At 72.7% G+C, this 25,885-nt stretch carries 21 protein-coding genes; 16 read left to right on the top strand and 5 right to left on the bottom strand.

The genetic code is table 11. The annotated features are described in order from the left end of the window. Window positions 1-7: 7 nt before the first annotated feature. The 4 genes from OG698_RS14345 to OG698_RS14360 all read right to left on the bottom strand — a co-directional run bounded on the left by OG698_RS14345 (window position 8) and on the right by OG698_RS14360 (window position 3,958). Entirely contained in the window at window positions 8-733 is a 726-nt protein-coding gene (locus OG698_RS14345) for a hypothetical protein (RefSeq protein ID WP_406103394.1), read from the bottom strand. Next, window positions 726-1,454 (bottom strand): hypothetical protein, encoded by a 729-nt coding sequence (locus tag OG698_RS14350; protein ID WP_406111070.1) that lies wholly within the window; start codon window positions 1,452-1,454, stop codon window positions 726-728. Before OG698_RS14350 ends, OG698_RS14345 begins: the two co-directional genes overlap by 8 nt. Before the next feature lie 79 nt (window positions 1,455-1,533). Further along, on the bottom strand, window positions 1,534-2,058 hold the full coding sequence (locus tag OG698_RS14355) for a phage tail protein (protein ID WP_100591276.1): 525 nt from the start codon (window positions 2,056-2,058) through the stop codon (window positions 1,534-1,536). Window positions 2,059-2,092: 34 nt separating this feature from the next. Further along, window positions 2,093-3,958, bottom strand: coding sequence for a phage tail sheath family protein (locus OG698_RS14360; RefSeq protein WP_406103395.1), 1,866 nt, complete (start codon window positions 3,956-3,958; stop codon window positions 2,093-2,095). Window positions 3,959-4,599: 641 nt separating this feature from the next. Between OG698_RS14360 and OG698_RS14365 the strand changes: the two genes are divergently transcribed. The 4 genes from OG698_RS14365 (at window position 4,600) to OG698_RS14380 (ending at window position 8,329) form a co-directional block, all read left to right on the top strand. Next, the gene (locus tag OG698_RS14365) at window positions 4,600-4,794 is read left to right on the top strand and encodes a hypothetical protein (RefSeq protein ID WP_406103396.1); all 195 of its coding nucleotides are present in this window, start codon (window positions 4,600-4,602) and stop codon (window positions 4,792-4,794) included. 57 nt (window positions 4,795-4,851) lie between these two features. Then, window positions 4,852-5,628: a peptidyl-tRNA hydrolase gene (locus OG698_RS14370; RefSeq protein ID WP_406103397.1), complete on the top strand. Its 777-nt coding sequence runs from the start codon at window positions 4,852-4,854 to the stop codon at window positions 5,626-5,628. 109 nt (window positions 5,629-5,737) lie between these two features. Next, window positions 5,738-6,448: a hypothetical protein gene (locus OG698_RS14375; RefSeq protein WP_406103398.1), complete on the top strand. Its 711-nt coding sequence runs from the start codon at window positions 5,738-5,740 to the stop codon at window positions 6,446-6,448. A 159-nt stretch (window positions 6,449-6,607) separates the two neighbouring features. Beyond that, window positions 6,608-8,329, top strand: a complete 1,722-nt coding sequence (locus OG698_RS14380) for a DUF4157 domain-containing protein (protein WP_406103399.1) — start codon at window positions 6,608-6,610, stop codon at window positions 8,327-8,329. Between the two features lie 256 nt (window positions 8,330-8,585). Here OG698_RS14380 and OG698_RS14385 read toward each other — a convergent pair whose 3' ends face one another. Next, complete coding sequence (locus OG698_RS14385; protein ID WP_406103400.1) at window positions 8,586-9,911, bottom strand: hydrolytic protein; 1,326 nt, start codon at window positions 9,909-9,911, stop codon at window positions 8,586-8,588. 235 nt (window positions 9,912-10,146) lie between these two features. Here OG698_RS14385 and OG698_RS14390 point away from each other — a divergent pair, with 235 nt between their 5' ends. From OG698_RS14390 to OG698_RS14445, 12 genes are all read left to right on the top strand, one after another. After that, window positions 10,147-10,872, top strand: coding sequence for a LuxR C-terminal-related transcriptional regulator (locus OG698_RS14390; RefSeq protein ID WP_406103401.1), 726 nt, complete (start codon window positions 10,147-10,149; stop codon window positions 10,870-10,872). 217 nt (window positions 10,873-11,089) lie between these two features. Beyond that, window positions 11,090-14,209, top strand: a complete 3,120-nt coding sequence (locus OG698_RS14395) for a hypothetical protein (protein WP_406103402.1) — start codon at window positions 11,090-11,092, stop codon at window positions 14,207-14,209. Beyond that, the gene (locus OG698_RS14400) at window positions 14,206-14,910 is read left to right on the top strand and encodes a DUF4255 domain-containing protein (RefSeq protein WP_406103403.1); all 705 of its coding nucleotides are present in this window, start codon (window positions 14,206-14,208) and stop codon (window positions 14,908-14,910) included. Before OG698_RS14395 ends, OG698_RS14400 begins: the two co-directional genes overlap by 4 nt. Beyond that, complete coding sequence (locus OG698_RS14405) at window positions 14,907-16,994, top strand: ATP-binding protein (protein ID WP_406103404.1); 2,088 nt, start codon at window positions 14,907-14,909, stop codon at window positions 16,992-16,994. Before OG698_RS14400 ends, OG698_RS14405 begins: the two co-directional genes overlap by 4 nt. Before the next feature lie 152 nt (window positions 16,995-17,146). Next, window positions 17,147-18,706: a phage tail sheath family protein gene (locus OG698_RS14410; protein ID WP_406103405.1), complete on the top strand. Its 1,560-nt coding sequence runs from the start codon at window positions 17,147-17,149 to the stop codon at window positions 18,704-18,706. Window positions 18,707-18,754: 48 nt separating this feature from the next. Continuing rightward, entirely contained in the window at window positions 18,755-19,195 is a 441-nt protein-coding gene (locus OG698_RS14415) for a phage tail protein (RefSeq protein ID WP_406103406.1), read from the top strand. Then, complete coding sequence (locus tag OG698_RS14420; RefSeq protein ID WP_406103407.1) at window positions 19,192-19,689, top strand: hypothetical protein; 498 nt, start codon at window positions 19,192-19,194, stop codon at window positions 19,687-19,689. Before OG698_RS14415 ends, OG698_RS14420 begins: the two co-directional genes overlap by 4 nt. Continuing rightward, complete coding sequence (locus tag OG698_RS14425; RefSeq protein WP_199815708.1) at window positions 19,686-19,844, top strand: DUF6760 family protein; 159 nt, start codon at window positions 19,686-19,688, stop codon at window positions 19,842-19,844. Before OG698_RS14420 ends, OG698_RS14425 begins: the two co-directional genes overlap by 4 nt. 1,810 nt (window positions 19,845-21,654) lie before the next feature. Further along, entirely contained in the window at window positions 21,655-22,743 is a 1,089-nt protein-coding gene (locus tag OG698_RS14430) for a hypothetical protein (protein ID WP_406103408.1), read from the top strand. A gap of 51 nt (window positions 22,744-22,794) precedes the next feature. After that, a complete protein-coding gene (locus tag OG698_RS14435; protein WP_406103409.1) occupies window positions 22,795-23,220 on the top strand; it encodes a phage tail protein in 426 nt (141 codons plus the stop codon). A gap of 58 nt (window positions 23,221-23,278) precedes the next feature. Continuing rightward, window positions 23,279-24,001: a LysM peptidoglycan-binding domain-containing protein gene (locus OG698_RS14440; RefSeq protein WP_406103410.1), complete on the top strand. Its 723-nt coding sequence runs from the start codon at window positions 23,279-23,281 to the stop codon at window positions 23,999-24,001. Then, entirely contained in the window at window positions 23,998-25,821 is a 1,824-nt protein-coding gene (locus OG698_RS14445) for a VgrG-related protein (RefSeq protein WP_406103411.1), read from the top strand. The genes OG698_RS14440 and OG698_RS14445 overlap by 4 nt, the downstream gene beginning before the upstream one ends. Window positions 25,822-25,885: the final 64 nt, after the last annotated feature.

The following is a 25,885-nucleotide window of genomic DNA, read 5'->3' on the forward strand; positions in this document are numbered from 1 at the left end:
CCGCGGTTCACTCGCGCCCCCGCGCCAGGTATTCCGTGAGGCTCAAGGTCGCCCCGGCCCTCCCCGCGGCGGGTGTCCGCGGCCGTCCGCCGCCGGGCGCCTCGCCCGCCGTCACTTCGAGCCGCCCGATCTGCACCTGCACCACCTGCTCGACGGCCCGTGCCGGTCGCCGGGCCGCGGCCTGCCGTACGGCGTCGCGCGTTGCCGCCGTATCGGCGGCGCTGGGGGGCAGCGCCGCCGATACGGCGTGGGGAGCGGCGTCCCTGCCCGGGGGGACGGGCACGGACACCGCGGGCAGTGCGGCTCCCAGCTCCGCACGCCCCCGGCCCGGCGCACGCCGCCCGGTCTCGGGCGGAGTCCGCGGCGGCGCGACAGGCGTGGCGGGCCGCAGCAGCGGTGCCTCGGCCATGACCACCGGCGCCGGACGTGGCCCCTGCCGTTCCGCCACCCGTTCGCTGCGGACCACGGTCCGCTCCCGTTCCGTGTGCGTCCGTGCCGCCGCAGCCGTCGGCGACGGCGCATCCGGCAGCGGAGGGGCCGACGGCGTGGCCGCGGGCCACAGCAGCGCGTCCTCGTCCGGTGCCGGTGCGGCGGCCCGTACCGCCTCGACCCGCTCGAACGGGCCGGGCAGCCGGGGCCGTACCCGCGCCGCGGCCGGCCGCGCGGCGGTGTGCCGCGCGAGCAGCCGGTCGAGGAAGTCCGGCGAGCCCTCAGGGGTCTCGGAGTCAGACATCCGCACACAGCTCCAGGTAGTAGCGGCGCCGCGTCGGGCTGAGCGCCAGGATCTCCGGCTCGCTCCAGCCGTAGGCGGTGGCGAGCAGATGGACGTCGAGCAGCACGTCCCGTGCCCAGGAGTCCAGTTCGGTCCACAGGTAGGAGGCGATGTCGAGCTCGGCCCGGGTGGCCTGCCCGCACTCGGGGCAGGCCACGTTGAGCGCCAGGTCGGCGCCGGGGTCGGCCGTCTCGACGGCCTCGACGATCCGGCGCTGTAGCGGCGCGGGCAACTCCCCCGCCGTCACCGCCGTCCCGTCGTGCACCGCCGAGACCAGGCATTGCGCGAACAGTGCCGCACGCGGATCCGCCGCCCGGGCCGCCGCCGTAAGGTCGGCGACGCCGGGCAGCCTGAACTCGACGTCCCAGCCGTCCTGTTGGACCCGCACGGCCGACTCGCCGCGCCCGCCCAGTGACCCGGAGAGCTCCCCGGCGTCCAGGTCGAACTCCATGTCCTGTCCGCACGCGACGCACGCCAGGCGCACCTGCATCCGCTCGCCGAACAGCGCCCGGCGCAACGCGAACAGGTCCGCCTCGCGCTCGCCCACCGGCAGTGCCGGCAGCCGTTCCGCCCCGACGTCCGGTCGTGCCGTGCGGTGCAGCAGCAGCGCACGCCCGACCGGAGCCTCGCCGAGGCCCGCCTCCCAGGCAGCCAGCAATTCAGCCGCCCCGGTGATCACCATGTACACCCCGATTTCCGCGACCAGCCACGACGAAGCCTCAGACGAACGACGACCCGTCGCGGCACTTCCGGCGGAGCGCTCAGGCCGGGTTGAGGAACGAGGGCTCCTCCGGCTCGGGCACCTCGTAGTCCCGCTCCCAGCCCTCGCACTCGAGCTTCAGCGACTGGATGGCCACCGCGTTGGCGTTGGCGTCCAGTTCACCGAGGACCTGGTACTCGCTGGGCCAGGTCCGGTACAGCTTGTGCGAGACGGCGACCTGGCCGGCCTCGTTGAGGACCTGGATGACGAGGTCCTTGCGGAAGTCCGCGAGGGACACCTCCGAGCCGAGGCCCGCGCCGACCTGCCAGACCTTGTTGGCCCAGCGGTCGAACTCCGGGTCGTGGGTCACCCCGCGTTCGAGGGTGATGCCCTCGAACTCCGAGCGCCCCGGCGACTTGCGCGGGGAGGAGGGGTCACCGCCGTGGCGGTGCTTGACGACCTCCGTGGTCCGCTTCAGCGGACTGATCTTGCTGATGCCGGCGACCGTACGTCCGTCCCACAGGACCAGGAACTTGAAGTTCTTGTACGGGTCGAAGCGATGGGCGTTGACCGTGAACTCAGCCATCGATTTCCTTCAGCTCTCCCTGGATCCCGGGCCGCTAGAGAGCGAACTGCCCGGACGTCTGCTGGATCTTGACGACCACGAACTCGGCCGGACGGACCGGCGCGATGCCGACGAGCACGTTGACGATCCCGTTCGCCACGTCCTCGTCCGTCGTGGTCTCGCTGTCGCACTTGACGAAGTACGCCTCCCGCGGAGTGCTGCCCTTGAAGGCGCCCTGGCGGAAGAGCGTGTGCAGATACGAGGAGGCGGACAGCCGGATCTGCTGCCACAGGCTCTCGTCGTTGGGCTCGAACACGACCCACTGCAACCCGCGTTGGAGGCTCTCCTCCACATGCAGCGCGAGCCGCCGCACGGGCACGTACTTCCAAGCGCTGTCGAGGGCGTCGGAGCCCTCCAGCGTGCGCGCGCCCCACACCAGCGGACCGGCCAGCGGGAAGGTGCGCAGGCAGTTCACACCGAGCGGATTGAGCAGCCCCGTCTCGCGGTCCGTCAGATCGACGGTCAGCGAGCGCACTCCGACGAGCTGCGCCTCCGTACCGGCCGGTGCCTTCCAGACACCGCGCTCGGAGTCGGTGCGCGCGATGACGCCGGCGACGGCGCCGGACGGCGGGAAGGCGCGCAGCCGCCCGGTGAGCGGGTCGGTGAGCTGCAGGTGCGGGAAGTACAGGCCCGCGTGGTTGCCGCGCACGGCGTCGAAGGCGGACAGGCCCGCCCGCGCCGAGTCCACGCTCACCCAGGTGCTGGGCGCGTCGACCAGCAGGAAGATCCGCCGCTCCTCGCACAGCCGCTGAGCGGCGGATACGACGGTGAGCGCGTCCTCGGTCTTCTCGTACGACGCCAGCTCCGGCAGCGACAGCAGGTTGACGTCGGCCACCCCGCGCAGCGCCTGGATGCCGGTCTTGTCGGCCTCGGAGCCGATGAGGTCGCGCGGGCCGGGGGCCTCGCCGTCCTCGCCGCCCTCCAGCGGGAACACCGGCGGGTTGACCGAGGCCTCCAGGCCCAGGTCGTTGGCGCACTCGCCCAGGAAGCGGACGACGTCCTCGGGGTCGGTGGAGCCCGCGACGACCTGGATGCGCCGGCCGAACGCCGTGACCTCGACACCCGCGAAGGCGTGCCGGCCCGGCGCGTCGGGCAGCGCCCGCAGCTTGCGCTCCAGAAGCAGCGCCAGCTCGGCCACGGAGGACGGGGCCTCGCCGTCGCAGTCGGCGTCGTAGAGCTTGAACTCACGCTCCACGTCACCGATCTTCACCGTCACGTCGACGGCCAGGTCGGGCAGTTCGTGGCCGAACGGCTTGGAGACGGTGCCGGACGGGTCGGGGCGGCCCTCGCCCACGGCGTCGACGCGAATGAGGCGCGACCCGGCGTTGATCACGGTGGGCGCGTGGGTTCCGCTGCCGGCGTCCATGGACAGGCCGGTGAAGCTCTCGCGGGCGTCGCCCTTGGCATCGTAGACCCGCAGGTTGAAGGTGTCGTCGCAGTCCGGGGTGTCGTAGTCGACGGCGACCCGCAGACCGTTGCCCCACACGCCAGGTTCCTTGGCGTGGACCTCGAGCACATGGCTCTCGCTGTGGCCCTCGGTGGACTCCAGGACGACGCAGGCGGCCTTGCCGCTGCCCGCCTTGGCGACCCTGACGACCACGGCGACGGAGCCGCCGTTGCCGAAGAACTGGTGCACCGCGTAGGCGAGCGGGCTCTGCGCGCTCAGCCCTCCGAAGCGCCGCTCGAACTCGGTGAATCCGGTGACGCGCACCGGCTCGTTGAGCGGGCCGCGCCGGGTGTGCCCCACGAACGCGGTCACCGAAGTGGTCACGGCGGAGATGGCGCGGGTGCTGCTGGGAAGCTCTTCGACGTAGACGCCCGGGTAAGTAGGCCTCGCGGCGCTCACGGCATTCGTCGGCATTCCCCCTCCTATCCCTTCTCGGGCACCGGGTGAAAGGCACCAAGAGGCGGCAGAGGGGGAGGTGTCGGCACGGCGGGCGCGCGGCGGTCTCCGGACGCGTCATGTCGCGCCGGTCCGCACAGCCCGTATCAGTTCCCCCGTCAATGCCCCGGACGGACGGCCGCCCGGGTCAAGCACGCACGCTTGTGACTCCTGATGCTCAAGTGCTCAACCCACCTTGGGGAGTTGGCAGTTGTGGGAGCAAGGCATGTTTACGCCAGTCCGAAAGACGGTTCGATGAAGGGATGTGCGTGCGACCCACACACGATGTGCACGTGTCGGAACAGATAGTTCACGGATTTCACACAGCGGATGGTGCAGCGGAAGGGAACTCATGTCCTGACGTACCTCACAATTCCGGCGGCAGCGTGGCTCCGCCCCGGCTCACAAGCGCTCCTGCCCGTGCGGTCTCACGGAGACGTACGAAGAGTGCTGTGGCCGATTCCGCCGGGGTGAGGCCGCGTCGCCGACCACCCGGCCCTGCGCGCCGGCGTCGCGCGGCATACGGCAGGGGTGGAGGAGATCGCGGAGGCCGTGGAGGTGATGCCCGGCATCGCACTGGGGCCGCGCGCCCGTCCGGGGCCAGGACTACGCTGGGAGTCATGGCTGACTACCGCGACGGGCCGGGTCCGCGTACGGGCCCGGAGGTATCCGAAACGGCCGGCGCGACCACGGAACCGTTCGCCGAGTGCGTGCTGTGCCGCGAGCCCACCGAGTACCCGGAGTCCCACAAGGGTGTGACGCTGTGCCCCGTGTGCGAATGGCAGGAGGCGCAGCGCACCTCCTGCTCGGGGTGACCACAGCTGCCGCAAAGGGCCGCGAGGAACCGATCTTCCGCCTGGCAGACTGGTCCGGTGAGCAGTGACGACCAGACCCTCCCGAACGACGCCGCCGACACCTCTGCCGAGGTGCCGCAGGACAGCCCCTTCCGGTCCGAGCGGACCTCGCGTGACGAGGCTCCGCAGTTCGTGCTGCCCCTCGTGGCGCGGATCGAGAGGGCCGCTCCCCCGGCCCGCACCGACGCACTGGAGACTGCGGCCCGCGCGGTCCTCGTGATCCTCTCCGACCCGCGGGCGACCGGCGACGGCGAGTGGGCGCAGGTCATGCGCGACTGGCAGGACGCCCGGATCCGCAAGGTGGTGCGGCGGGCTCGCGGCGCGGAGTGGCGCAGGGCACAGGCGCTCGAAGGGATCACCGTGACGGGGAGGTCGGCCGAGGTCCGGGTGTTTCCGCCGGTCCCGCTCGACGGCTGGCCCAAGGATCTGGCCCGGCTGCAGGTCTCCGGCACGGAACTCGACGACCCGGAGCCGCCGGCCGCGCCGGACCCCCGGGCGCCCGTCCTGTGGCTGAACCCCGACGTCGACATGACCGCGGGCAAGACCATGGCCCAGGCCGGGCACGGCGCCCAGCTGGCCTGGTGGGAGCTGTCGGACACCGAGCGCAAGGAGTGGCGCGAGGCGGGCTTCCCGCTGTCCGTCCGGGTCGCCGACCGCGACCGCTGGGGGCCGCTGACGCGGGCCGGGCTGCCGGTGGTGAACGACGCCGGCTTCACGGAGATCGCCCCCGGAATGACGGTGGTCGCCGAAGGGGGCAGTCACTTCTGTCCGCTCCCGGGCGGGCGGCAGGCTTAGCGACCCACGGGCCCGGGAGCCGCTTCGGGCGACCCCGTGTCGGTTTCTTCCCGAACCGCCGTGCATCCGCCTGTTCTCCGTATCGCGCAGCGGCTACCGTGCCCCGGTCATGAACCTCGATGACGCGCAACACGGAGCTCCACAGGCGCCCGAGGCGCTCGACGCCGTCGCCGGTCATCTGCTCGCCCTGCTGCACGGTGACCGGCCGACGGCCTCGGCCGAGCCTCTCGCCTCGTGGCGCTCCTCGGCCGCCTTCACCGAGCTGGAGGTGACCCTGACCGAACTCGGCCGCTCCCGGCGGCGCCGCGTGCAGGCCGAGTTCAGCGCGTTCGGGGAGACCAAGAGCGCCGCCGCCTGGGCCGAGGATCCGCGTTTTCAGGTCACGGCCCAGGTCCTTGTGCAGCGCGTCGCGACCGGGATGCGGGTGACCGACGCCCTCACCCTGCCGGCCACCAAGCTGCGCAAGCCCGAGGAACGGGCCGCGCTGCAGATGCAGTTCATCGAGCTGCTGCGCACCGGCGACGTGGAGGTTCCCGAGGCCCGTGACCGCCTGGGGATCCCCCGCTCGACCCTCGCGGCCTGGATGCGCAACAACCCGGCCTTCGACGCGGCCGTCGCCCGGGCCGGCGGCCAAGGGGCCGCCCGCGCGCAGGAGGCCGTCCTGGCCCGCATACGGATGGGCTCGACGCTGACGGGCGCGGCCCAGCGCAGCGGCATCAATCTGCGGCGTATCAACTCCTGGCGCCGCGGCGACCCGGCCTTCGAGCGGAGTCTGCGCACGGCGCTGGCCCGCAAGCGGGGCGGCCGCGAGCCGGTCTGACGGTCCCGACTGCGGTCGCACGTCGGTCAGTTCTTCACCTGCTGCTTCGCCCATCGGCAGCGGTCCTGCCCCCGGCCTTGCCCTCGTGGCCCTGCCCACGCCCGGAGGGACGCGCTAGACCTGACCCGTGGTCCGGTGAAGCAGCGACGTGGAGGCCGCATGCGTCCGAGGAAAGAAGAGCGCCCGTCGCGGAGCGCACAGCCCCGCGGTGACGCCCCGCCCGCCGCTGCGCGGCGCGGGCCGGCAATGGCGGCGCTGCAGCGCTCGGTGGGCAACGACGCCGTGGTGCGCATGCTGGGCAGGGGCGAGGCTCCCGTGCAGCGTTCCGCGGTGCCCGATGCGCTGCGCTCCGCGGGACGTCCGCTGGCGGAGCCCGTGCGGACGGAGATGGAGGCCCGGCTCGGCGCGGACTTCGCCGACGTACGGCTGCACACCGGTTCCGTCGCGCAGCGCTCGGCGGCGGAACTGGGCGCGCGGGCCTACACCTCGGGCAATGACATCGTCATCGGCCGCGGAGGCGGCGGCCGGCACATCCTGGCCCACGAGTTGACGCATGTGATCCAGCAGCGCCGGGGTCCGGTGGCCGGGACCGACATCGGCTCGGGGTTGCGAGTCAGCGATCCGTCGGACCGGTTCGAGCAGGCGGCGGAGCGCAACGCCTGCACGGCGCTCGCCGGACCGGTTCCCGAGAGGGACCGGGCCGAGGACGGCCACCGGGACCACGCGCAGACGGGCGAGGCACCCGCGCACGTCCAGCGCTTCGCCGTGGTCCGGCCCGGCTCCGCGCAGTACCCGGTCCTGGGCACCCTCGACGCGCAGGGCCGGCCGGGCGCCGCGACAGCGGACTTCTTCCCCGGACAGGTGGCCCGCCCGCGGACGTTCACGGAGCCGTCCGGGGAGACGGAGCAGCGGCCCAGTTACGTCGACGCCGACGGCAACCTCAACGTCGAGTACCGGGGGCAGGCGCCGCTGCGTCTGGCGGACCACCTCGACCTGGCCGTCGAGGACACCGGCGGCGGCCGCCAGGCCAAGACCTTCTTCGCCACACAGAAGCGCATCGACCAGGCGAACGACAGGCTCCGGGGCCGGGTGAGCCTCGAACGGGGCGAGAGCTTGATGACGCTGACCAGGACGACGAAGCTTCTGAAGATCATCACCCGCGACAAGGAACTGACCCTGTGGCAGGTGGTGCCGGTGATGAACCGCCCGGCCGGGGTCCAGCGCCCCGCCACGCAGCAGCGCGGGCTCGCCATCCGGCTGCCCCAGCGCTGCAACGAGATCGCCACCGCCGTCTCCGGCAAGCACAGCCCCGAGATCATCGGGGAGCAGCGCTACTTCCACGCCCTCGCGGACGTGCTGGGCAGCCTGGCGCAGGACACGACGGCCGCGCAGGAGCGGGCGAAGCTGCAGACCGCCTGGGACACGGCGGCGTCGGACACCTCGGCCACGGCGAGGAAGGACCTGTCCGACGTCCTGGCCGCCCTGATCGGGAAGGTGGTGGCGTATCGCGACGATCCGGCCCGGGCGCTCCTGCTCACCGAGGCCTACGAACGGTTCCGGCTGAACCGGTTCACGCCGCCCGCCGGCATCGGTGACGTCTTCATGATCAAGGCGCTGCGTCCGGACGCCACGTCGGGCGGGCTCGACTTCCACTTCGGCGGGGTGGTGGCCAAGAGCGGCGAGGACCACGTGACCATGGAGAACTTCGCGCGGCACGAGGAGGACCAGACCCTCAGCGGCGGGGACCCTCAGTGGTACTTCGAGATGTACGGGCCGCAGCGCAGCATGCAGAGCTTCCACGAACAGTGGGGCTGGGAGGGCCGGTTCGACGCCGCGAGCGGGGCGCAGAACCGGCTCGTCCTCACCATCCTGCTCCAGTGACGCCGGCCATTGCCGTCCGGCATATCCCCTCCGCACATCTGCGGGCGGTGGAGGGAGCAACGATCAAGCCAAGTTCTCTACGGCACGAGATGCCTCATCTTGTCACCCGGTCCGGGTATTTGGGCTGTGACACCGGCACTTAAGACCACAAAGGAGACATCCGGCCGCGCGATCCGGGGATCTGCTTTCCGGACGCGGAAAGATGCCTCCCTTTGCAGGTCACCGCATCTGCATGACCATGGGCGGGACGCCTGGTTCACCTGGTGCTGCTGAGTACGCCACTCACGTTCAGGACCTCGTGACATTCCTGCGCACGACGGCCCGTGGCCGGCGTGCCCGGCTTGGCACAGGTCACCTGGGCGGTCACGGTGTCGTTCTCGGTGATCCTGATGGGGGTGACCCAGTGGTAGTCCTGGTTGCGGAAGGTCTCCAGCGCGATCGTCGTGATCTTGCGCTCGCCGAAGTTGATGGTCAGCACCCCTTCGTCGCCCTGGAAGTTGGCGACGACGATGTCGGTGATCCCGAACACCTTGCCCTCGGGCACCGTGTACGTACCGGTCTTGTCCGAGCCGGTGGACGTCTGCAGGTCGATGGTGGCCGAACTCTGCTGCCCGCCCGCCGATCCGCTGCCGCCCCCGGACCCGGAGCCTCCGCCGCCGGTGCCCGGCTGGGTGTCCGAGCCGCCGTCGGGCTTCTGCGAGGCGCCGCCGCCACCGGGCTGTCCGCCCGCGCTCTCCCCGGGGGTCGGCCGCGGCTGCACCACCTGGTTGGCGGCTTCCTTCGCCGTGCTGCGCACCGCGGGCCGCACCAGCATGAACCAGGCCAGCAGCAGGGCGAGCAGTGCGGCCAGCACCGCGAGCAGCCACTTGGGGAAGATCGGTATCTGGACGAACTCCGCGTCCAGCGGCGCCCGGACATCGGTCGGGTCCGTCTGCTCCTGCCGCTCGCCGTCCTCCCCGGTCTCGGCGACCTCCACGGTGAACGGCCAGACCACGGGGTTGCCGAACCACACCGGCTTCCCGATGCGGACCCGCAGACCGACTTCCGCGGACTCGCCCGGCTCCAGCTTCTGCACCGTCGGCTTGAAGGCGAAGCCGAGTTCCTCGCCGGGCTGCCGGGGCGTGAAGCCCAGCTGCGTCGGGGCGTTGCCCTCGTTGCGCAGTGCCAGCCGGTAGCGGCCGCGGAGCCAGCCGCGGCGCCGGTGCGGGGTCACCTCGGTGCGCAGCTGCCGGAACTCCTCGACGCGCACGGTGGTCTCGGGGACCCGTACCGCCTCCGGGTGCTCGGTCGGCAGAACCCGTACGGCCAGAGGTTTCTCACCGGCCCGCACCTCGGGCGAGCGCGGCGGTCCCAGACGGATCGTCACCGTCTCGGAGGTGCCGGGGTAGAGGGAGATGCGCTCCGGTTCCACCGTGGCCCAGGCGGCGCATTCGCCCACGACCTCCAGGCTGTACGCCTCGACGATGTCGCTGTCGTTGCGGACGGTCAGGCTGGTGGTTGCGGTGCCGCCGGGTGTCACCGACACCTCGGGGATGTCGAGACCGGGCGAACCGGGACTGGGAGAGGCTGTTGGAGACGTCACGCGGCGACGCTACGCCGGTGACCCGGCCCCTTCGAGAGGCCCGAGGGCAACGCCTCGGGCAGTGGCGATGCCTCCAGGAACTCTCCTCAACTCCCCTTCCACATACGTCTGTCGACTCACCGGTCGGCAGTGACGCGGCCGACCGGGCAACCGCCCGCGGCCCGAGGAGCACCACCGTTCCACCGGGCCAGGCCCGTGCCCCCACACACGCATCACGGAACAGGTACTGACAACTATGTCTTCCACCAGCACGATCAGGCTTGCCGCCGCCTCCCACCAGGAGTCCCAGCAGGCGGCGTCCCGGTCCGCCCGCTGGCCGACCCGCGCCGACCGCTCCGAGCGCGTCAGCGTGGCCGTGTACGCACCCGATCCGATCCTGTACGTCGGTGTCGTCCATCAGCTGCGCCAGCGCCCCGAGGTCGAACTCGTCGATGACAACGACGCCGACAGCGCGCGCGTGTCGCTCGTCGTCGTGGACACAGTGGACGACGAGACGTCCGCCCTGCTGAACAGGTTGCGGCACAACACCGCTACCCGTACGGGAGTTGTGGTCGGCACGTTCGAGTCGGGGGACGCTTTGCAGCGCACGCTCGACTCGGGTGTCGCGGCGGTCCTGCGGCGCGCCGAGGCCGACCAGGACCGGCTGTTACGCCTGGTCCTGGCGATAGCCAACGGCGAGGGTGTGCTCCCCGGCGACCTGCTCGCGAAGCTGCTCACGCACGTGGGCAGCCTGCAGCGCTCGACGCTCGACCCCCGCGCCGTGTCCCTCTCCACGCTGACGACGCGGGAGGCGGAGATGCTGCGCCTGGTGTCGGAAGGGCTGGACACCTCGGAGATCGCCCGCAAGACCGCGTACTCCGAACGGACCGTCAAGAACGTGCTGCACGAGGTCATCACGCGCCTGCAACTCCGCAACCGCGCCCACGCGGTCGGTCACGCCCTGCGCAACGGCCTGATCTGACGGCGCGGCCCGCCCCCGCAGTCCGGCGACTGCCCCTGCGCTGCCCTTACGCGCACCCGGCTCTTCCCCCGCGTGCGGCCCGACGGCCCTGCCCCGCGCGCGCATCGGGCAGCAGGCTGGCGGCCGTATGTGCAAATGCGGCGTTCGGACTGTGAGGTGGGCCGTGAGGGGCACGGGAGGCTCGGGGGGCCGGCGGCACCGCCCGGGGAGAATCGGCATGGCGTTGCTGCTGCTGGTTCCCCTGCTCGCGGTGACGGCGGCGGCAGGCCCCGGCAGGGGCGGGGGCACGGCGCAGGCGGCGGACGCGGCCGGTGCGCCCGAGACCCGGATCGCGTACGCCGGGACCCGGCACCGCAGCCTGGGCAGGGTCGAGACGACCACGTCCAGCGCGCCGCTGTTCGGCGTGGGCCCGGCCCACCTCGACGTCCAGCCCTCGGCGTCGGGCAACCAGTTGGTCTTCGCGAGCCGCCGCGACGAGAAGGACCCGCAGATCTATCTGCGGGCCGCCGACGGCTCGGTGCGGCGGCTGACCAGCGGGCGCGACGCCGCTCATCCGCGCCTGACGCCGGACGGGCAGTCGGTCGTCTTCGACTCCGCCGAGCCCGGCGGCTCGGGCGGCGGCACCCAGCGCGACCTGTGGCTCGTCCGCACCGACGGAACCGGCCTGACCCGGCTGACCGACACCCCCGCGAACGAGGAGTGCCCGACGGTCTCGCCCGACGGGCAGCGCCTGGCGTACTCCAGCGACAGCGATCCGGTGGCGGGGCAGCAGATCTACGTACGGCCGTTGCAGGGCGGCACGGCAAACCGTGTCACCGATCCCGCGAACGGCACGGCGAGCGAGCCGGCCTGGAACCCGGTGAACGACGACGAGAACCGCGACATCATCGCCTACACGGCCACCGGCAACGACGGCCCCCGGCTGCAGTGGACCGCCGGGAGCGGCGGCGGGGGCGGGCCGCTCCTGGCCGGCGTGCAGGCCGACTGGCAGACCCACGGGGCAGCGTGGTTGCCCGATGGAGACGGCCTGTTGTTCCTCAGCCCGGACCGCACCTGTGACTGCGAGGGCGACTGGGACCACGTGTTCCGTATCCCCGCGCACTCCGCGGACACACCGACGCTGGTGCTGAGCGAGGACCGCGAGGTCGGATCGGCCACCTGGCTCGGCCCGGTCGACGGCGGACAGGCCGTCGTGGACCGCACCTCCGCGTCGGGCCCGCACACGGTGACCCTCCAGGACGCCCGCATGGACGGCTCCGATCCGCGCGACCTCGGCCTGACGATCCTCAAGGAGGATCCGGCGGCCGACACCAACACCGACCCGACGAAGGATCCGCTGTTCCAGCCCGCCGCCGGGTACGACCCGTGGACCGAGCGGCAGAACTACACTCCCGACGGCCGCAGGATCGTGGTGACCCGCTTCGAGGACACGAACGACGGCCGGATCGAGCGGATCTGGATCGCCGACGCCGACGGCGCGAACCCGCAGCCGCTGCCGCTCGCGGGGCGCGGGGCGCGGGACTGGGACACCGATCCGACGTTCTCGCCGGACGGCAAGTCCCTTGCTTTTACGCGCACTTCGCCCGGCGGCACCGGTGACGCGGCGGGGCCCAGCCGGGTACTGATCGCGGACGCGGCCACCGGCGAGATCCGCGGCGAGATCACCCCGCCGGCCGGCCAGGCCCAGGGCAGCGACGCGCAGCCCACCTGGTCCTCCGACGGCACCACACTGGCCTTCACCCGCACCCAGGTGGTCAACGGGGGCGGCGGCAACAAGCACATCTGGACCGTGCCGGTGGACCACCTGGACCAGCAGCACGACCTGAGCGCCACCGACTGCCCCGGCGCCTGCGACATCATCGACGACAGCCCGGCGTTCTCGCCGGACGGCACGACTGTCGCCTTCAACCGCAAGAGCGGCGGCGGCCGCGTCGACGAGCACAACGGCATCCTGCTCACCTCACTGTCCGGCGACGACTGCCGCGTGCTGCTGCCCGCGGCCGCGCGCGGCCTGCCCGGCGCGTGCGGCCGGGAGCTGCCCGACACGACGGCCACCGGTCCCTTCCAGCCCCGGGACGCCGCGTGGACGGCGGACGGCAAGAGCCTCGTGATCAGCTCCCGTGCCGAAGTCGCCACGAACAGCCCGGAAAAGCTGCAGTCGGTGGACGTGACCTCGGGCACGCTGACGCCGCTCACCCATGAACTGCCGGGGCGTCAGAAAGAGCCGACCGTCCAGCAGTCCGTGGACCTCACGGTGCAGGCGCCGGACACCGCGCCGGAGATCACCGTCGGCCGCACCGGCACCGTCGAGGTCGACGTCGTCAATCACGGCCCCGCCGCATCGCCCGGCACCCGGCTCACCGTGGCGCCGCCCCCCGGCGTCGGCATCACCGGTCTCGACGCGCCCGGCGGCACCTGCGACGCGGCGGCGCTCACCTGTGACCTGGGTGTGGTGCCGCCCGGCACCACCGTCCCGGTGACCGTCACCCTCACCGGCGTCACCCCGGGCGACCAGCCCGTCGACTGGTCGGTCACCGGCGCCGTCATCGACCCGAACCCCGGCGACAACGCGGACCGGACCGTGGTGCCGGTGCGCGAGGCGCCGGTGCCGCCCGGCCCGTCGCCGAGCCCGACGCCGCCCACCACCCCGTCACCGCCACCGCCGCCGCCACCGACGCCGCCCGCGCCGAAGGCCGGCCCCGGAGTCTCCGTCACCGCACAGCCCAACCCCGGCTATGTGGGCGGCCGCGTCGTCGTCACGTACACCGTCCGCAACGGCCGCGACGCGCTGGCCACCGGACTGCGCCTGCGCATCGGGCTGCCCGCGGGCGTCCCGACCAACGGGCCGCCGGCCGGCTGCGACACCGGGTGGCTGTGTGCGCTGCCCGATCTGGCACCGGGCGCGCGGACGGTGATCCAGGTGGTGCTGAGTCCCAAGAAGGCGCTCACCACGCAGGTCACGGGCAAGCTGACGACGACCGGCACGGACGCCGACCCCGGCGACAACAGCGCCCGGCAGCGGCTGCGCATCCTCCAGCCGAAGATCGTCGCGGTGCCGCCGATCGGCAAGCCGGGCTTCGTCACTTCGGTGCGCGGCAAGGACTTCCCGCCGGGTGTGCCGGTGCGCTTCCGCTGGAAGCCCGGGATCACCGCCGCGGCCGCACCGACGGTCCCGAAGACGGACGGCACGTTCATCGGCCAGTTGCTCATCCTCACCAAGGACCAGACGGGCCCGCGGACCATCACCGCGAGCGGACCCGGGTTCTCGCCGGTGAAGACCGACTTCCTGGTCGTCAACGGCAGTGTGCAGCCGCCGGACGAGGTGACCCGCCGGTGATCCACGAAGTCGACGAGGCGCTGCGCCGGCTGCTCGACGAGTCCGGGCTCGCGGCGTCGGGCATCGAGGTGGTCTTCGACGCGCCGACCAGTGACTGGGCGGCCCGGCGCAGCGCCCCGACCGTGTGCGTGTTCCTGTACGACATCCGCGAGGACAACACGCGGCGCGGCAGCAGCGGCGGCGAGGTGTACGACGAGGACGGCTTCGTCGTGGCGCGCCGCTCCCCCGCGCGCTGGTTCTGGCTGACGTATCTGGTCACGGCGTGGGCGGGGCGGCCGCAGGACGAACACCGGCTGCTTTCCCAGGTGTTGGGCACGCTCGTGGCCACGGACACGCTGCCGCCGCGTCTGCTCACCGGTTCGCTCGCCGAGCTCGGCCTCATCGTGGGCCTGGACGCGGGCGGCACCGGCCTGGACGCTCCGGCCGCCTCCGACGTGTGGTCCGCGCTCGGCGGCGAGCTGAAGCCGTCGCTCGGAGTGCGGGTGCGGGCGCCGCTGGGCGGTATCCAGCAGGTCGCCGCGCCGCCGGTCACCGAAGGGGTCGTCGTCCGCTCCGTGCCCAGGGCCGAGCCGGACGAGCCGGAGTCCGCACGCCGCCTGCGCTACACCGGAGTGAGCGATCCCGGCTCCGACGGATTCGGGGGCTCGCGGGAGCGGCGGCCCGCGCCCGCACGCCGCCGACGAGGGGACCGCCAGCCGTGACGTACACCGTGGAGCCCGTGTCCCCCGCCGACGAGGACCGCGCGCCCCCTCTGTGGCAACGGCTGCGGTGGGTGGAGGGGCGAGTGCGCGGCGCCGTCGCCGCCCGGCGCGCCGCCGATCCCGATCCGGACGATCCCTATCGCGGCCAGTACCTCACGCCCGAGGCGGTCCTCGGGATCCTCGACGGGCCGGGCGGCCTCGGTCTGCCGCTGCCGCCGCCCGCGGACCCGCCGCCCGGCTCACTCCTCCACGACCTCGCCCGCGACTTCGGTCTGACGCCGCTGGACGTGGACCTGCTGCTGATCGCCGTGGCACCGGACCTGGACACCCGGTTCGAGCGGCTCTACGGCTACCTCAACGACGACCTGACGCGCCGTCGGCCCACCGTCAACCTCGCGCTCGAACTGTGCGGGCACACCGGGATGTCCCCGGCCCGGTTCCGGCTCGCGCCCGGCGCGCCCCTGATCGACGGCGGACTGCTGGACGTCACCGAGCCCGAACGGCCCCCGTTGTCACGCGTGGTGGCCGTGCCGGACCGGGTCACGGCGCATCTGCTGGGCCACCGCGCGCCCGACGCCCGGCTCGCCCGGATCCTCGGCGAGCCGAGCGTCGACCCGACCGTGGACCCCGAGCTGGTCCGACGGGCCGCCGCGGCGGCCGGTCACGGCACCGGCCATGTGCACCTTCGGGCCCTCGGCGGTGCCCCCGAAGGCCTGGCGGGTGCCGCCCTGCGCGCGTCCGGGCTGCGCTGTCTGGTCCTGGACACGGCGGCGCTCGCCCGGCGCCCCGGCGAACTGCCCGAAGCGGTGCGGTCCGCTGCCCGCGAGGCACGGCTGACGGGTGCCGGGATCGTCGTCGGTCCCCTGGAGGCGCTGCCGGACAATCCGTCCGAGCGGGCCCACGCGCTGCGCACCCTGTGCGCGGTGGTGACCGGGATCCCCTTTTTCACGTACGGCTCGAACGGCTGGGACCCGGCGTGGGCGGCGGCGACGCCCGTCACGCTGACGGTGACCGCGAACTCCCCCGAGCAGCAGGTCGCGCGGTGGCGGTACGCGCTGGATGCGGCCGCCGATGACGACCTCCCGGTGGCGGACGCCGACGCGCTGGCCCGGTCGGTGGCCGCGCACCGGCTGGACTCCGGGCAGTTGCGGCGGGCCGCCGACGCGGCCGTACGGAGCGCCGCGCTGGCCGCCCGTCCTCTCACCGCCGACGATCTGCGCACCGCGGTCCGGGCCCAGAACAGCGCGGGGCTGGCCCGCCTGGCCCGCCGGGTGGAACCCACGGTGACCTGGGACGACCTCGTCCTCCCCGCGCAGACGCACCGCGGGCTGCGCGAACTCGCCGTCCGCGCCCGGCATCGCGACCAGGTCCTCGGGCAGTGGGGCATGCGGCCCGGCGGCGGCCGGGGGCACGGCGTGATCGCCCTGTTCGCGGGTGCGTCGGGCACCGGCAAGACGATGTCCGCCGAGGTAGTGGCGGCCGATCTGGGCATGGACCTGTACGTGGTGGACCTGTCCACGGTCGTCGACAAGTACATCGGGGAGACCGAGAAGAACCTGGAGCGGATCTTCACCGAGGCGTCGGCGGTCAACGCGGTGCTGCTCTTCGACGAGGCCGACGCGATCTTCGGAAAACGCTCGGAGGTGAAGGACGCGCACGACCGGCACGCCAACATCGAGTCGGCGTATCTGCTCCAGCGCATGGAGTCGTTCGACGGTATCGCCGTCCTGACGACCAATCTGCGGGCCAACCTCGACGAGGCGTTCACCCGGCGCCTGGACGTCGTGGCGGACTTCCCGGTGCCCGACGAGACCCAGCGCCTTGCCCTGTGGGAACGCTGCCTGGGCGGCCGGCTGCCCCGCGCCGACGATCTGGACCTCGGCTTCTGCGCGGACCGTTTCGAGCTGGCCGGCGGCTCGATCCGGGCGTGCGCGGTGACCGCCGCCTATCTGTCCGCCGCGTCCGGCGTCCCGCTGACGATGCGCCAGGTGGTGGCCGCGATCGCCCAGGAGTACCGCAAGCTCGGCCGCCTGGTCCTGGAGAGCGAGTTCGGCAGGTATCTGGCGCAGGTCGACGAGGTCTGACCCGGGCCGGCCGCTGCACGCCGGGCCCGGCCCGGGAGACCCCGCGGGCAGGGGAACTGCCCCCGGGCAGGGCCCGAAGTCCCCTGCCACCCGCGGCGGCGGCGGAAAGGCTGGGGCCGCGACCCCATATCCGTAAGTGTGAAGGAGCGAGCATGCCGACGTACCTCACCCCAGGCGTGTACGTGGAGGAGGTGCAGTCCGGTGCTCGCCCCATCGAGGGTGTCGGCACGGCCGTCGCCGCGTTCGTCGGGTTCGCCGAGAGCGGCGCGTTCCACACGCCGATCCTCGTCACCAGCTGGGACCAGTACAGCCAGCAGTTCGGCGGGTTCACGCAGGGCACCTATCTCCCGCACGCCGTGTACGGCTACTTCGCGAACGGCGGCGGCGCCGCGTACATCGTGCGCATCGGCGGAGCCGCGGGCGACGCCTCCGCCCCGGCGGCGAACGGCTCGGGCGCGCGGCCGAACGACGTGGCGCAGACGGTGGAGCTCGGTGGCTTCCTGGTCGCGGCCAAGTCCGGCGTGAGCGGCGTGTCCGTGGAGGTCGCCGAGCCCGACGGGGAGAACTCGCCCGAGGACCGCTTCAAGCTCCTGGTCCGCCAGGGCGACCAGGTGACCGAGACGTACGAGGCGTCCACCCGTAAGAACGTGAAGGGCTACCTCCTCAACCAGGCCCGTGCCTCGAAGCTGATCGACGTCACCGAACAGCGCGGCGCGAGCCAGAGCAGGCCGGCCGCGCAGACGGTGGCGGTGCCCGACGCCCCGGCCGCCCCCGCCCCCACCGGGTCGGGCGAGGTGGCCCGCCTCGACGCGGCGGAGTACGTGGGCGACTCGAGCGCCCGTACCGGGTTCGCCGGTCTGGAGAGCATCGACGAGATCACGATGGTCGCCGTACCCGACCTGATGAGCGCCTACGAGCGCGGCGACATCGACGCCGAGGGCGTGCGGACGGTGCAGCTCGCGGTCATCTCGCACTGCGAGCAGATGGGCGACCGGGTCGCGGTCCTCGACACCCCGCCCGGCCTCTCCGCCCAGCAGGTGCGCACGTGGCGCAACGACGAGGCGGGCTACGACTCCCGCTACGCCACCCTCTACTACCCGTGGGTGCGCGTCTTCGACCCGGCGGCCGGCCACAATGCCACCGTCCCCCCCAGCGGTCACATCGCCGGTCTGTGGGCACGCAGCGACGCCGAGCGCGGGGTGCACAAGGCCCCGGCCAACGAGGTGATCCGCGGCGCCGTCGACCTCGAACTGCGGCTCAGCAAGGGCGAACAGGACCTGCTCAACCCGATCGGCGTGAACTGCGTACGGGCATTCCCCGGCCGCGGCATCCGCGTCTGGGGAGCCCGCACCCTGTCCTCGGACCCGGCCTGGCGCTACCTGAACGTGCGGCGCCTGTTCAACTACCTGGAGGAGTCGATCCTCCTGGGTACGCAGTGGGTGGTCTTCGAGCCCAACGACGACCGGCTGTGGTCGAGCATCCGCCGCAACATCAGCGCGTTCCTCACCGAGGAGTGGCGCAGGGGCGCGCTGTTCGGCCGGACGGCCGCGGAGGCCTTCTACGTGAAGTGCGACCGCGACAACAACCCGCAGGAGTCCATCGACCAGGGCCGCGTGGTCTGCGAGATCGGTGTATCGCCCGTCAAGCCCGCCGAGTTCGTGGTGTTCCGCCTGGCCCAGTTCTCCGACAGCACCAGCCTCGTCGACGAGTGATCCGCTGATCGCTGGTCCACTGACCCCCACGAAAGGTGACAGACAGTCATGGCAGAGGGCGATGCTCTTTCCACCCATATCTTCGGCGTGCAGCTCGGCGGCTACCTGGTCGAATCGATCCAGGAGATCAGCGGGCTGACCGTCGAGGAAGAGGTCGTCGAGGTCCGGCAGGTCAGCGCGGAGGGCAAGCAGATCATCCGCAAGCAGCCGGGGGCCCGCCAGGCCGGTGAGATCACGATCACCCGGGGACTCGACCAGAGCAGCGAGTTCACCAAGTGGATCAAGGAGACCCTCAACAACGGCGCCGTCGACACCGCGCGACAGAACCTCACCATCGAGATCAAGGACACCACCGGCTCGACCGTCCGGCGCATCCAGCTGATGCAGGGCTGGGCGTCCAAGTGGGAGGGCCCGTCGCTCAAGGCGGGCGAGTCCTCCGCGGCTACGGAGTCCGTGACCATCGTGTTCGAGGAGATCGTCGTCGAATGAGGCGCCGTACTGTGACAGCGGGCAACCTGGAGGAGATCCTCCAGGCGACGGCGCCCGCGACGGACGCGGGCGCGGCGGTCCCCCATCCCCCCGCCGCCGCGCCCGTGTCCGGTCAGGACCACGGGCTGCGCACCGAGTTCGAGTTCGAGCTGCCGCGCGGATACGTGGACGAGGCGGGCACCGTGCACCGGCACGGCGCGATGCGCCTCGCCACGGCCCGGGACGAACTGCGCCCCCAGATCGATCTGCGCGTCAAGGAGAACCCGGCGTATCTGAGCGTGGTGCTGCTCAGCCAGGTGATCACCCGGATCGGGACGGTCACCGATGTGCACGCCGGTGTCGTGGAGCGGATGTACGCGACCGACGTCGCGTTCCTCCAGGACTTCTACCGGCGCGTCAACAGCGAGGGGCACACCCGCGCGGCCGTCACGTGCCCGCACTGCGAGGGCGGCTTCGAGGTCGACCTCTCGGGTGGGCGCCTGGGGGAATCGTGACGTACGCGCTCCCCCGGCTGCGGGAGGAGATCGCGTACATCGCCTACCACTTCCACTGGCCGCGCGAGGAGATCCTCGACCTGACCCACGGCGAGCGCCGGCAGTGGGTCACGGAGATCGCCCGGATCAACACCCGTGTGAACGAAGGCGGTTGAGCGCATGACATGGCGGGACAGGTTGCGTCGGCGTGCGGCCGGGCGGGGCGCCCCGGCCGCACAGCGGCCTTCGGGCGCCGAGGCCGGCGAGCGGGACGTGTCCGCCGCGCCGGGCTCCGGCGTGCCCGGCGACTGGGACGGCGGCTGGCGCCGCACGGCGCCGCCCCGCCTCACGGTGTCCCGCGCGCCGCTGGGTATCAGCGACGGCCTGGTCTTCCGCTCGCACCTGGCGGCCTGGCGCGACCCCTCGTTCGACACGGGCCTCGCGCATGCGGTGCTGCCCACGGCCCCGGCCGGTCTTGTACGGGGCATCGCCCGCACGGCCGCCGCGCCGTCCACGCAGAGCGGTGGGGGCCCGCTGTTGCTCCGGGCGCTGGCGCCGTCTCTTGAGCACGAGACGGCGGACGTCCCGTCCGGGGGCGGGGATACCCGTGAACTGCCTGGGCCCGACGCGAGGCGGCGGGCGGGCGGTTCGCCGGCACAAGGTGGCGCGGGGGCCGCCAGTCCTTCGCCGGGTACAGGTACAGGTACAGGTACAGGTGATCATGTGCCCCTGCTGCCTCACATACAGCGACAGCGGGACAGTTCCCGGAGCCGGAGGGACGCGAGGGCCGACGGCGGAGACGCTGCAGCGCCCGCGCTGCCGCATGTGCAACGCCAGCGGGACAGTTCGCCGGACCGGCCTGAGACGGGGTCCGGAAGTCATGCCTCCGGCGCGAGCCGCCCGACCCACGACGGCTCGCGTCGAATAAGCGGGGGCAGTGAGCGGTCGGCCGGGCCCGTCGTGGAGCGGCCCGAGGTGAGCGACAACTCGTGGACGACAGCGCCTCGTTCGGTCGCCGAAGCGTCGGATGACGCCCCCGCGCCGGACCGGCCCCATCGAGTGCCCGGGGTACGCGGCCTCGTGTCCGAGCGGCCCGCGGCTGCCGTACGGGAGTCATCCGCGGCGGCTGTGCAGCGAGCGGAGGTCGGGGGCGGCGCCGTCGGCGTGTCAGGTCCGGCCGCCAATTTGGGCCGCCCTTCAACTCCGGTTCGGCTAACCGTCGTTCGCCGGGTGGCCGTGGTTCCGGACACTTCCACCGGCACCGGCTCACCCCGGACCAGCCCGGCGGTACAGCGTGCCGTGGTCGGGACGGCCTCGACCGCCACCACCGCACCCACCGCACCCACCGGACGACCTGGCGCCAAGGCGGACGGAACGAGCGCGAAGGTGGATGAGAGGGGCGCGGACGCGCCCCGTCCCAGCGTCCGGCCCCGCCCGGTGAGCCGTTCGCTCACCGTCGCCCAGGCCCCGGGCGGGCCCGCGCGGCGCGTGTCCGTCGTGCGCGCCGCCGTTCTCCCGTCGAGCAACCGGGACGGGCCCGGCGGCGCCCGTGAGTCCGACTCGGCGGACACCGGTCGGCCCGAGACCCCCACTCGTCCGGTCGCCCGCCCGCCGCTCGGTGCCCCGATGGCCGAACTGCCGCCCACAGCAGCCCTGTTGGCGCCACATGGAGCGACTGCGGCCGGCGGTTCCCCGGCCCCCGTACTGCCCATGGTGCAGTCCCGCCCGGCGCAGCCCGCCGGCCCCGAGTCCGGTGGCCCGGCCGTGCCGGAAGCCCGACCCGGCCGACGAGACCTGCCGCAGAGGTCACGGTCGCGCCCCCGCACCGGGCTGGGAGCCCCGCTGTCCTCGCTGCCGCCCAGCGCCGACCTTCCGGTGCCGGCGCAACGTGCCGTTCCGGCACCTGGGAGCAACTCCCGTTCAGGACCTCAGCGTTCACCGGCGCCCAGCGACGCCCCGCGTCCGGACACCTCGCCCGCTCCGGCGGTGGGAGCACCCTTGCTGGGCGCGTCCGTCACGCCCGCATTCGTACAACGCGTCGTGGCTCCGGAATCCGAGGCGCCGTCGAGCCTGCTCCCCCTGCCCAAGGGACCCGCGCCCGCAGCCCCCGACACGACGCGGCCCGCCGGGACACCGGCCCCGCACACGACGCAGCCCACCCGGACACCCGGCCCCCACACCGGCTACACCACCGCCGCCACGCCGGCTCCCCACACGACGCAGCCCGCCCGGACACCGGCCCCGCACACCGGCTACACCGCCGCCGCCACCCCGGCCCCCTTGGTCGTCGCCCGCGCCGTGACCGATCACGGACGCACCACGGCCGCAACCGCATCCGCCGCCGGGACCACGGCACCGACACCGGCGCCGCGCACCACCCGCCTCTTGGCCGCACGCCCGCTGGTGCCCAGCACCCACACGGCGACACCCGCAACAACGCCCGCGGCCCGCACCGGCGTACGTCCCGTCGTCGCGCCACGCTGGCCTCGTCCGTCCCCGGCGGACGAAGCGACGACTCCTGCGGCCGTCCAGCGCATGGCATCCGGGCACGGAGCATCGCCCCGCCCGCCCCAAGTCGTACGTCCGCAGAGCCCCGTTCAGCGAGCCGGGACGACACGGAACGTCGCGCCTGCGACCTCGCCCGGGCGGGCCCTGCCGGTGACCGGCCCGCAGTACTCCCAACCAACCGTGGTGCATGCCTCGTTGACGGCACCACGGGTCGGAGCAGTGGGCACGGCGGCCCGGCCGACAGAGACGACCCCCGTCGTCGCCCGGCGGGCCCCCGCTCCCGCCGTGCCCGGCATCGTCCCGGTCCAACGCGATCCGGCCCCCTCCGGGAACGGGAACAGCGGCAGGAAGGGCGGCGTCACGACCGCGTCCACGCAGACGACGGACAACGCCAACTCGGCCGGAGGGCAAGGGAAACGCGAGAAGGCGGCACCCGCACCGGAAGCCGCCGCCCTCGACCTCGACGACCTGGCCCGCCGCCTGCTCGACCCGGTGGCCCGCCTGCTGCGCACCGAATTACGACGCGGCCGGGAGCGGACGGGCCGACCGTTCGACGGGCGCCGCTGACCGCTTGGGAGCAGGACGACAGGACCAACGACAGGATCGACGGACGGACCCATGACGGACAACATCTTCGCCACGAGCGTGTTCTTCCGCCTCGCCATCGGCGGCAACGACCTGGGCGCCTTCCACACCTGCTCCGGCATGGGCGCCGAGGTCGAGATGGAGAGCTACGCCGAGGGCGGCAACAACGGGTTCACCTGGCAGCTCCCGGGGCGCGTGACCTGGTCGAACATCACGCTCACCCGTCCCGTCACCTCGGACACGGCGAAGATCGCCCGCTGGCTGGACGAGACGCTGCGCCGGGTGGAGCCCAAGGACGGCGAAATCGTGGCGCTGCGGCCGGACCTGAGCCGGATCATCAGCTGGCAGGTGTTCGGCATCGTGCCCGTGCGGTGGCAGGGCCCTTCGTTCGACCCGAGCAATTCGGAGGCGGCGGTGGAGACGCTGGAGATCGCCCACGAGGGCCTCTCGCCCAGCTGACGCCGCCTCCCCACCCACCCACCCACGTCCACGCCGCTCCCGAAAGGAAACGCACACCATGTCCCCAGCGGGCCGTGCCAGCCGGGCCAGGGCCCAGCTCACGCTCAAGGAGCCGCCGGCCTCGGTCGGGGCCAGGCCGGGCGGCACGATCGCGCGGCTCGACCTCCAGTTCAACCCGTCCACTCTGCAGTTGGGCAAGACCACCGAGTGGCGGCGCACTCCGTCCCGGATGGCGGGCCAGTCGGCGCTGCCCGAGTTCGTCGGCAGCGGGCCGCGCACCCTGAGCCTGGACGTGTTCCTGGATGCCACCGCCGCCCACGACAACTCGGTGGAGCAGGCCGTGGAGAAGCTGATGAAGGCGTGTGTGCCGACCCCGGCCAGCCTCGGCCGCAAGAAGCCGGCGAGCCCGTGGGTGCGGTTCGAGTGGGGCACCGCGCGGACCACCTCGTTCGACGGGGTGCTGTCGAACCTGTCGGTGTCGTACACGCTCTTCGACGTGGACGGGAAGCCGCTGCGGGCGACATGCTCGCTGTCCATCGAGGAGGCGAGCGTCGACCCGCCGGGGCAGAACCCGACGTCGGGTGCGCGCACCGCCCGCAGTACGCACACGGTGGTGGCGGGCGACAGCCTGGCGATGCTGGCCTGGCGCGAGTACGGCGACGCGACGGCGTGGCGGAGCATCGCGGAGGCCAACGGCATCGACGACCCGATGGCCCTGGTGCCCGGCAGTGAACTCGTGGTGCCGGGCGTGCGCGACGCGTCCGGCGAGGAGGAGTCGTGACCACACCCGAGGCGCGCGGCGGCCGGTCGTTCGCGGCCGATCCCGTCATCGAGGCGCCCGCCGAACTGCCGCAGACGTGGGCCGCGCAGCTGGTGAGCTGTGTCGTCGACGAGAACGTCGGCCTGCCCGACACAGCGGTGCTCACCTACCGCGACCCCGACCACGAGTTCCTGACCAGGACCGGCATCACCATCGGCACGCCGCTGCGGGTGTCCGTGGTGACCGTGAAGGGGCAGACCCGCGAGCTGCTGTTCAGCGGCGAGGTGACGGCCCTGGAGCTCGACCGGGACGGCACCGGCACGTTCACCGTCGTACGGGCGTACTCCAAGGCCCATCGTCTGCAGCGGGGCCGCAAGGTGGTGGCGTACCGGAACATGACGACCGCGGCGATCGTCCGCAAGGTCGCGGCGGGCGCCGGTCTCGCCGTCGGCAAGGTGCAGGCACCGGCCGTCACGCACAAGCAGCTGTCCCAGGCCAACGTCTCCGACTGGGACTTCCTGCAGTACCTCGCGGGCGAGAGCGGCGCGCAGGTACGCATCGACGACAAGGGCATGCTGCAGTTCACGACGCCGGTCAAGGCGTCGGGTGCGCCCGCGCCGTCGACGTCGGCCACGACCAGTCCGCTGGTCCTGGAGTACGGGCGGAATCTGCTGGCGCTGCGCGCCGGGCTCTCGGTCGGCGACGCGGCGGCGAAGGTGCAGGTACGCGGTTGGGACACCACCACCAAGCGGGCCCTCGTCGCCGAGCAGGCCTCCGTGGTGAGCGGCGCGGCGGTGCCAGGTCTGAACCCGGCGTCCGTCGCCCGGTTCGGCAAGGCGACCCAGGTGACGGTCACCGACACCCCGTACCGTACGCAGGCCGAGGCGACGGCGGTCGCGCGGGCGACGGCGGAACAAGTCAGCGCCGGCTACGCGGAGTTGGAGGCCGTCGTCGAGGGCAATCCGCTGCTGCGCGCGGGCAAGGCCATAGCGCTCGGCAACGTCGGCAAGGAGTTCTCCGGCCGGTACACGGCGACCGCGGTGCAGCACGTCCTCGAACCGCACGGCGGCTACCGGACCACCCTGTGGGTCAGCACCAGCCCGGACCGCTCCCTGACCGGCCTGGTCACCGGCGCCAACGCGCCCGGCCGCGGCCCGCGCATCCAGGGCCTGGCGATCGGAGTGGTCACGGACGTGCGCGAGCCGAACGGGTCCGAACGCGGCGCGGTCCGCCTGAAGTTCCCCTGGCTCGACGACAAGTACGTCACCGACTGGGTGCGCACCGTGCAGTGGGGCGGCAAGGGCGGGGGCGGCGTGGTCAGTCCCGAGGTCAACGACGAGGTGCTGGTCGGGTTCGAGCAGGGCCTGCTCGACTGTCCGTACGTCATCGGCGGGCTCTACAACGGCGTGGACAAGCCGTCGCCGCACGACGTGCCACTGATCGACAAGACGAGCGGCAAGGTCAACCGCCGTTCTGTGGTGTCGCGTTCGGGACATCGCGTGGAGCTGCTCGACGCGAGGGCGCCCGGCCCGTCGGGGCTGCGCCTGGTGACCGGGGACGAGCGGCTCGAAGTGCGCATGGACGACCGTCAGGACCGGATCGAGGTGACCGTGTACTCGGGACCCAAGCGGGCGGCGACCTCCATCGTCCTGGACAGACGCAGCATCACCCTGGACGCCGGACAGGGGACCGTGACGGTGAAGGGACGCCAAGTGGACATCAACGCCACGGTCGGGGTCGACATCAGCGGCCGCAAGGTGGGGGTGTCCGGGCAGGCGGAGGTCTCGGTCGACGGCGGACTCCTCGGGATCCTCAAGGCGAAACTCATCAAGATCAACTGATGCCCGATGTCCCCTTCCCGCTTCCCGCTCACCGCTCACCGCTCACCGCTCACCGCCCGTTCCC

This window comes from Streptomyces sp. NBC_01003 (assembly GCF_045162695.1).
GTDB lineage: Bacteria > Actinomycetota > Actinomycetes > Streptomycetales > Streptomycetaceae > Streptomyces.

Excerpts from the sequence above, each read along its gene's own strand:
- OG698_RS14415 (WP_406103406.1), top strand. The coding sequence starts at position 18,755 with ATGGCAGAGGGCGATGCTCTTTCCACCCATATCTTCGGCGTGCAGCTC.
- OG698_RS14420 (WP_406103407.1), top strand. The coding sequence starts at position 19,192 with ATGAGGCGCCGTACTGTGACAGCGGGCAACCTGGAGGAGATCCTCCAG.
- OG698_RS14390 (WP_406103401.1), top strand. The coding sequence starts at position 10,147 with ATGTCTTCCACCAGCACGATCAGGCTTGCCGCCGCCTCCCACCAGGAG.
- OG698_RS14345 (WP_406103394.1), bottom strand. The coding sequence starts at position 733 with ATGTCTGACTCCGAGACCCCTGAGGGCTCGCCGGACTTCCTCGACCGG.
- OG698_RS14365 (WP_406103396.1), top strand. The coding sequence starts at position 4,600 with ATGGCTGACTACCGCGACGGGCCGGGTCCGCGTACGGGCCCGGAGGTA.
- OG698_RS14375 (WP_406103398.1), top strand. The coding sequence starts at position 5,738 with ATGAACCTCGATGACGCGCAACACGGAGCTCCACAGGCGCCCGAGGCG.
- OG698_RS14395 (WP_406103402.1), top strand. The coding sequence starts at position 11,090 with ATGGCGTTGCTGCTGCTGGTTCCCCTGCTCGCGGTGACGGCGGCGGCA.
- OG698_RS14360 (WP_406103395.1), bottom strand. The coding sequence starts at position 3,958 with ATGCCGACGAATGCCGTGAGCGCCGCGAGGCCTACTTACCCGGGCGTC.
- OG698_RS14440 (WP_406103410.1), top strand. The coding sequence starts at position 23,279 with ATGTCCCCAGCGGGCCGTGCCAGCCGGGCCAGGGCCCAGCTCACGCTC.
- OG698_RS14410 (WP_406103405.1), top strand. The coding sequence starts at position 17,147 with ATGCCGACGTACCTCACCCCAGGCGTGTACGTGGAGGAGGTGCAGTCC.
- OG698_RS14380 (WP_406103399.1), top strand. The coding sequence starts at position 6,608 with ATGCGTCCGAGGAAAGAAGAGCGCCCGTCGCGGAGCGCACAGCCCCGC.
- OG698_RS14355 (WP_100591276.1), bottom strand. The coding sequence starts at position 2,058 with ATGGCTGAGTTCACGGTCAACGCCCATCGCTTCGACCCGTACAAGAAC.
- OG698_RS14350 (WP_406111070.1), bottom strand. The coding sequence starts at position 1,454 with ATGGTGATCACCGGGGCGGCTGAATTGCTGGCTGCCTGGGAGGCGGGC.
- OG698_RS14435 (WP_406103409.1), top strand. The coding sequence starts at position 22,795 with ATGACGGACAACATCTTCGCCACGAGCGTGTTCTTCCGCCTCGCCATC.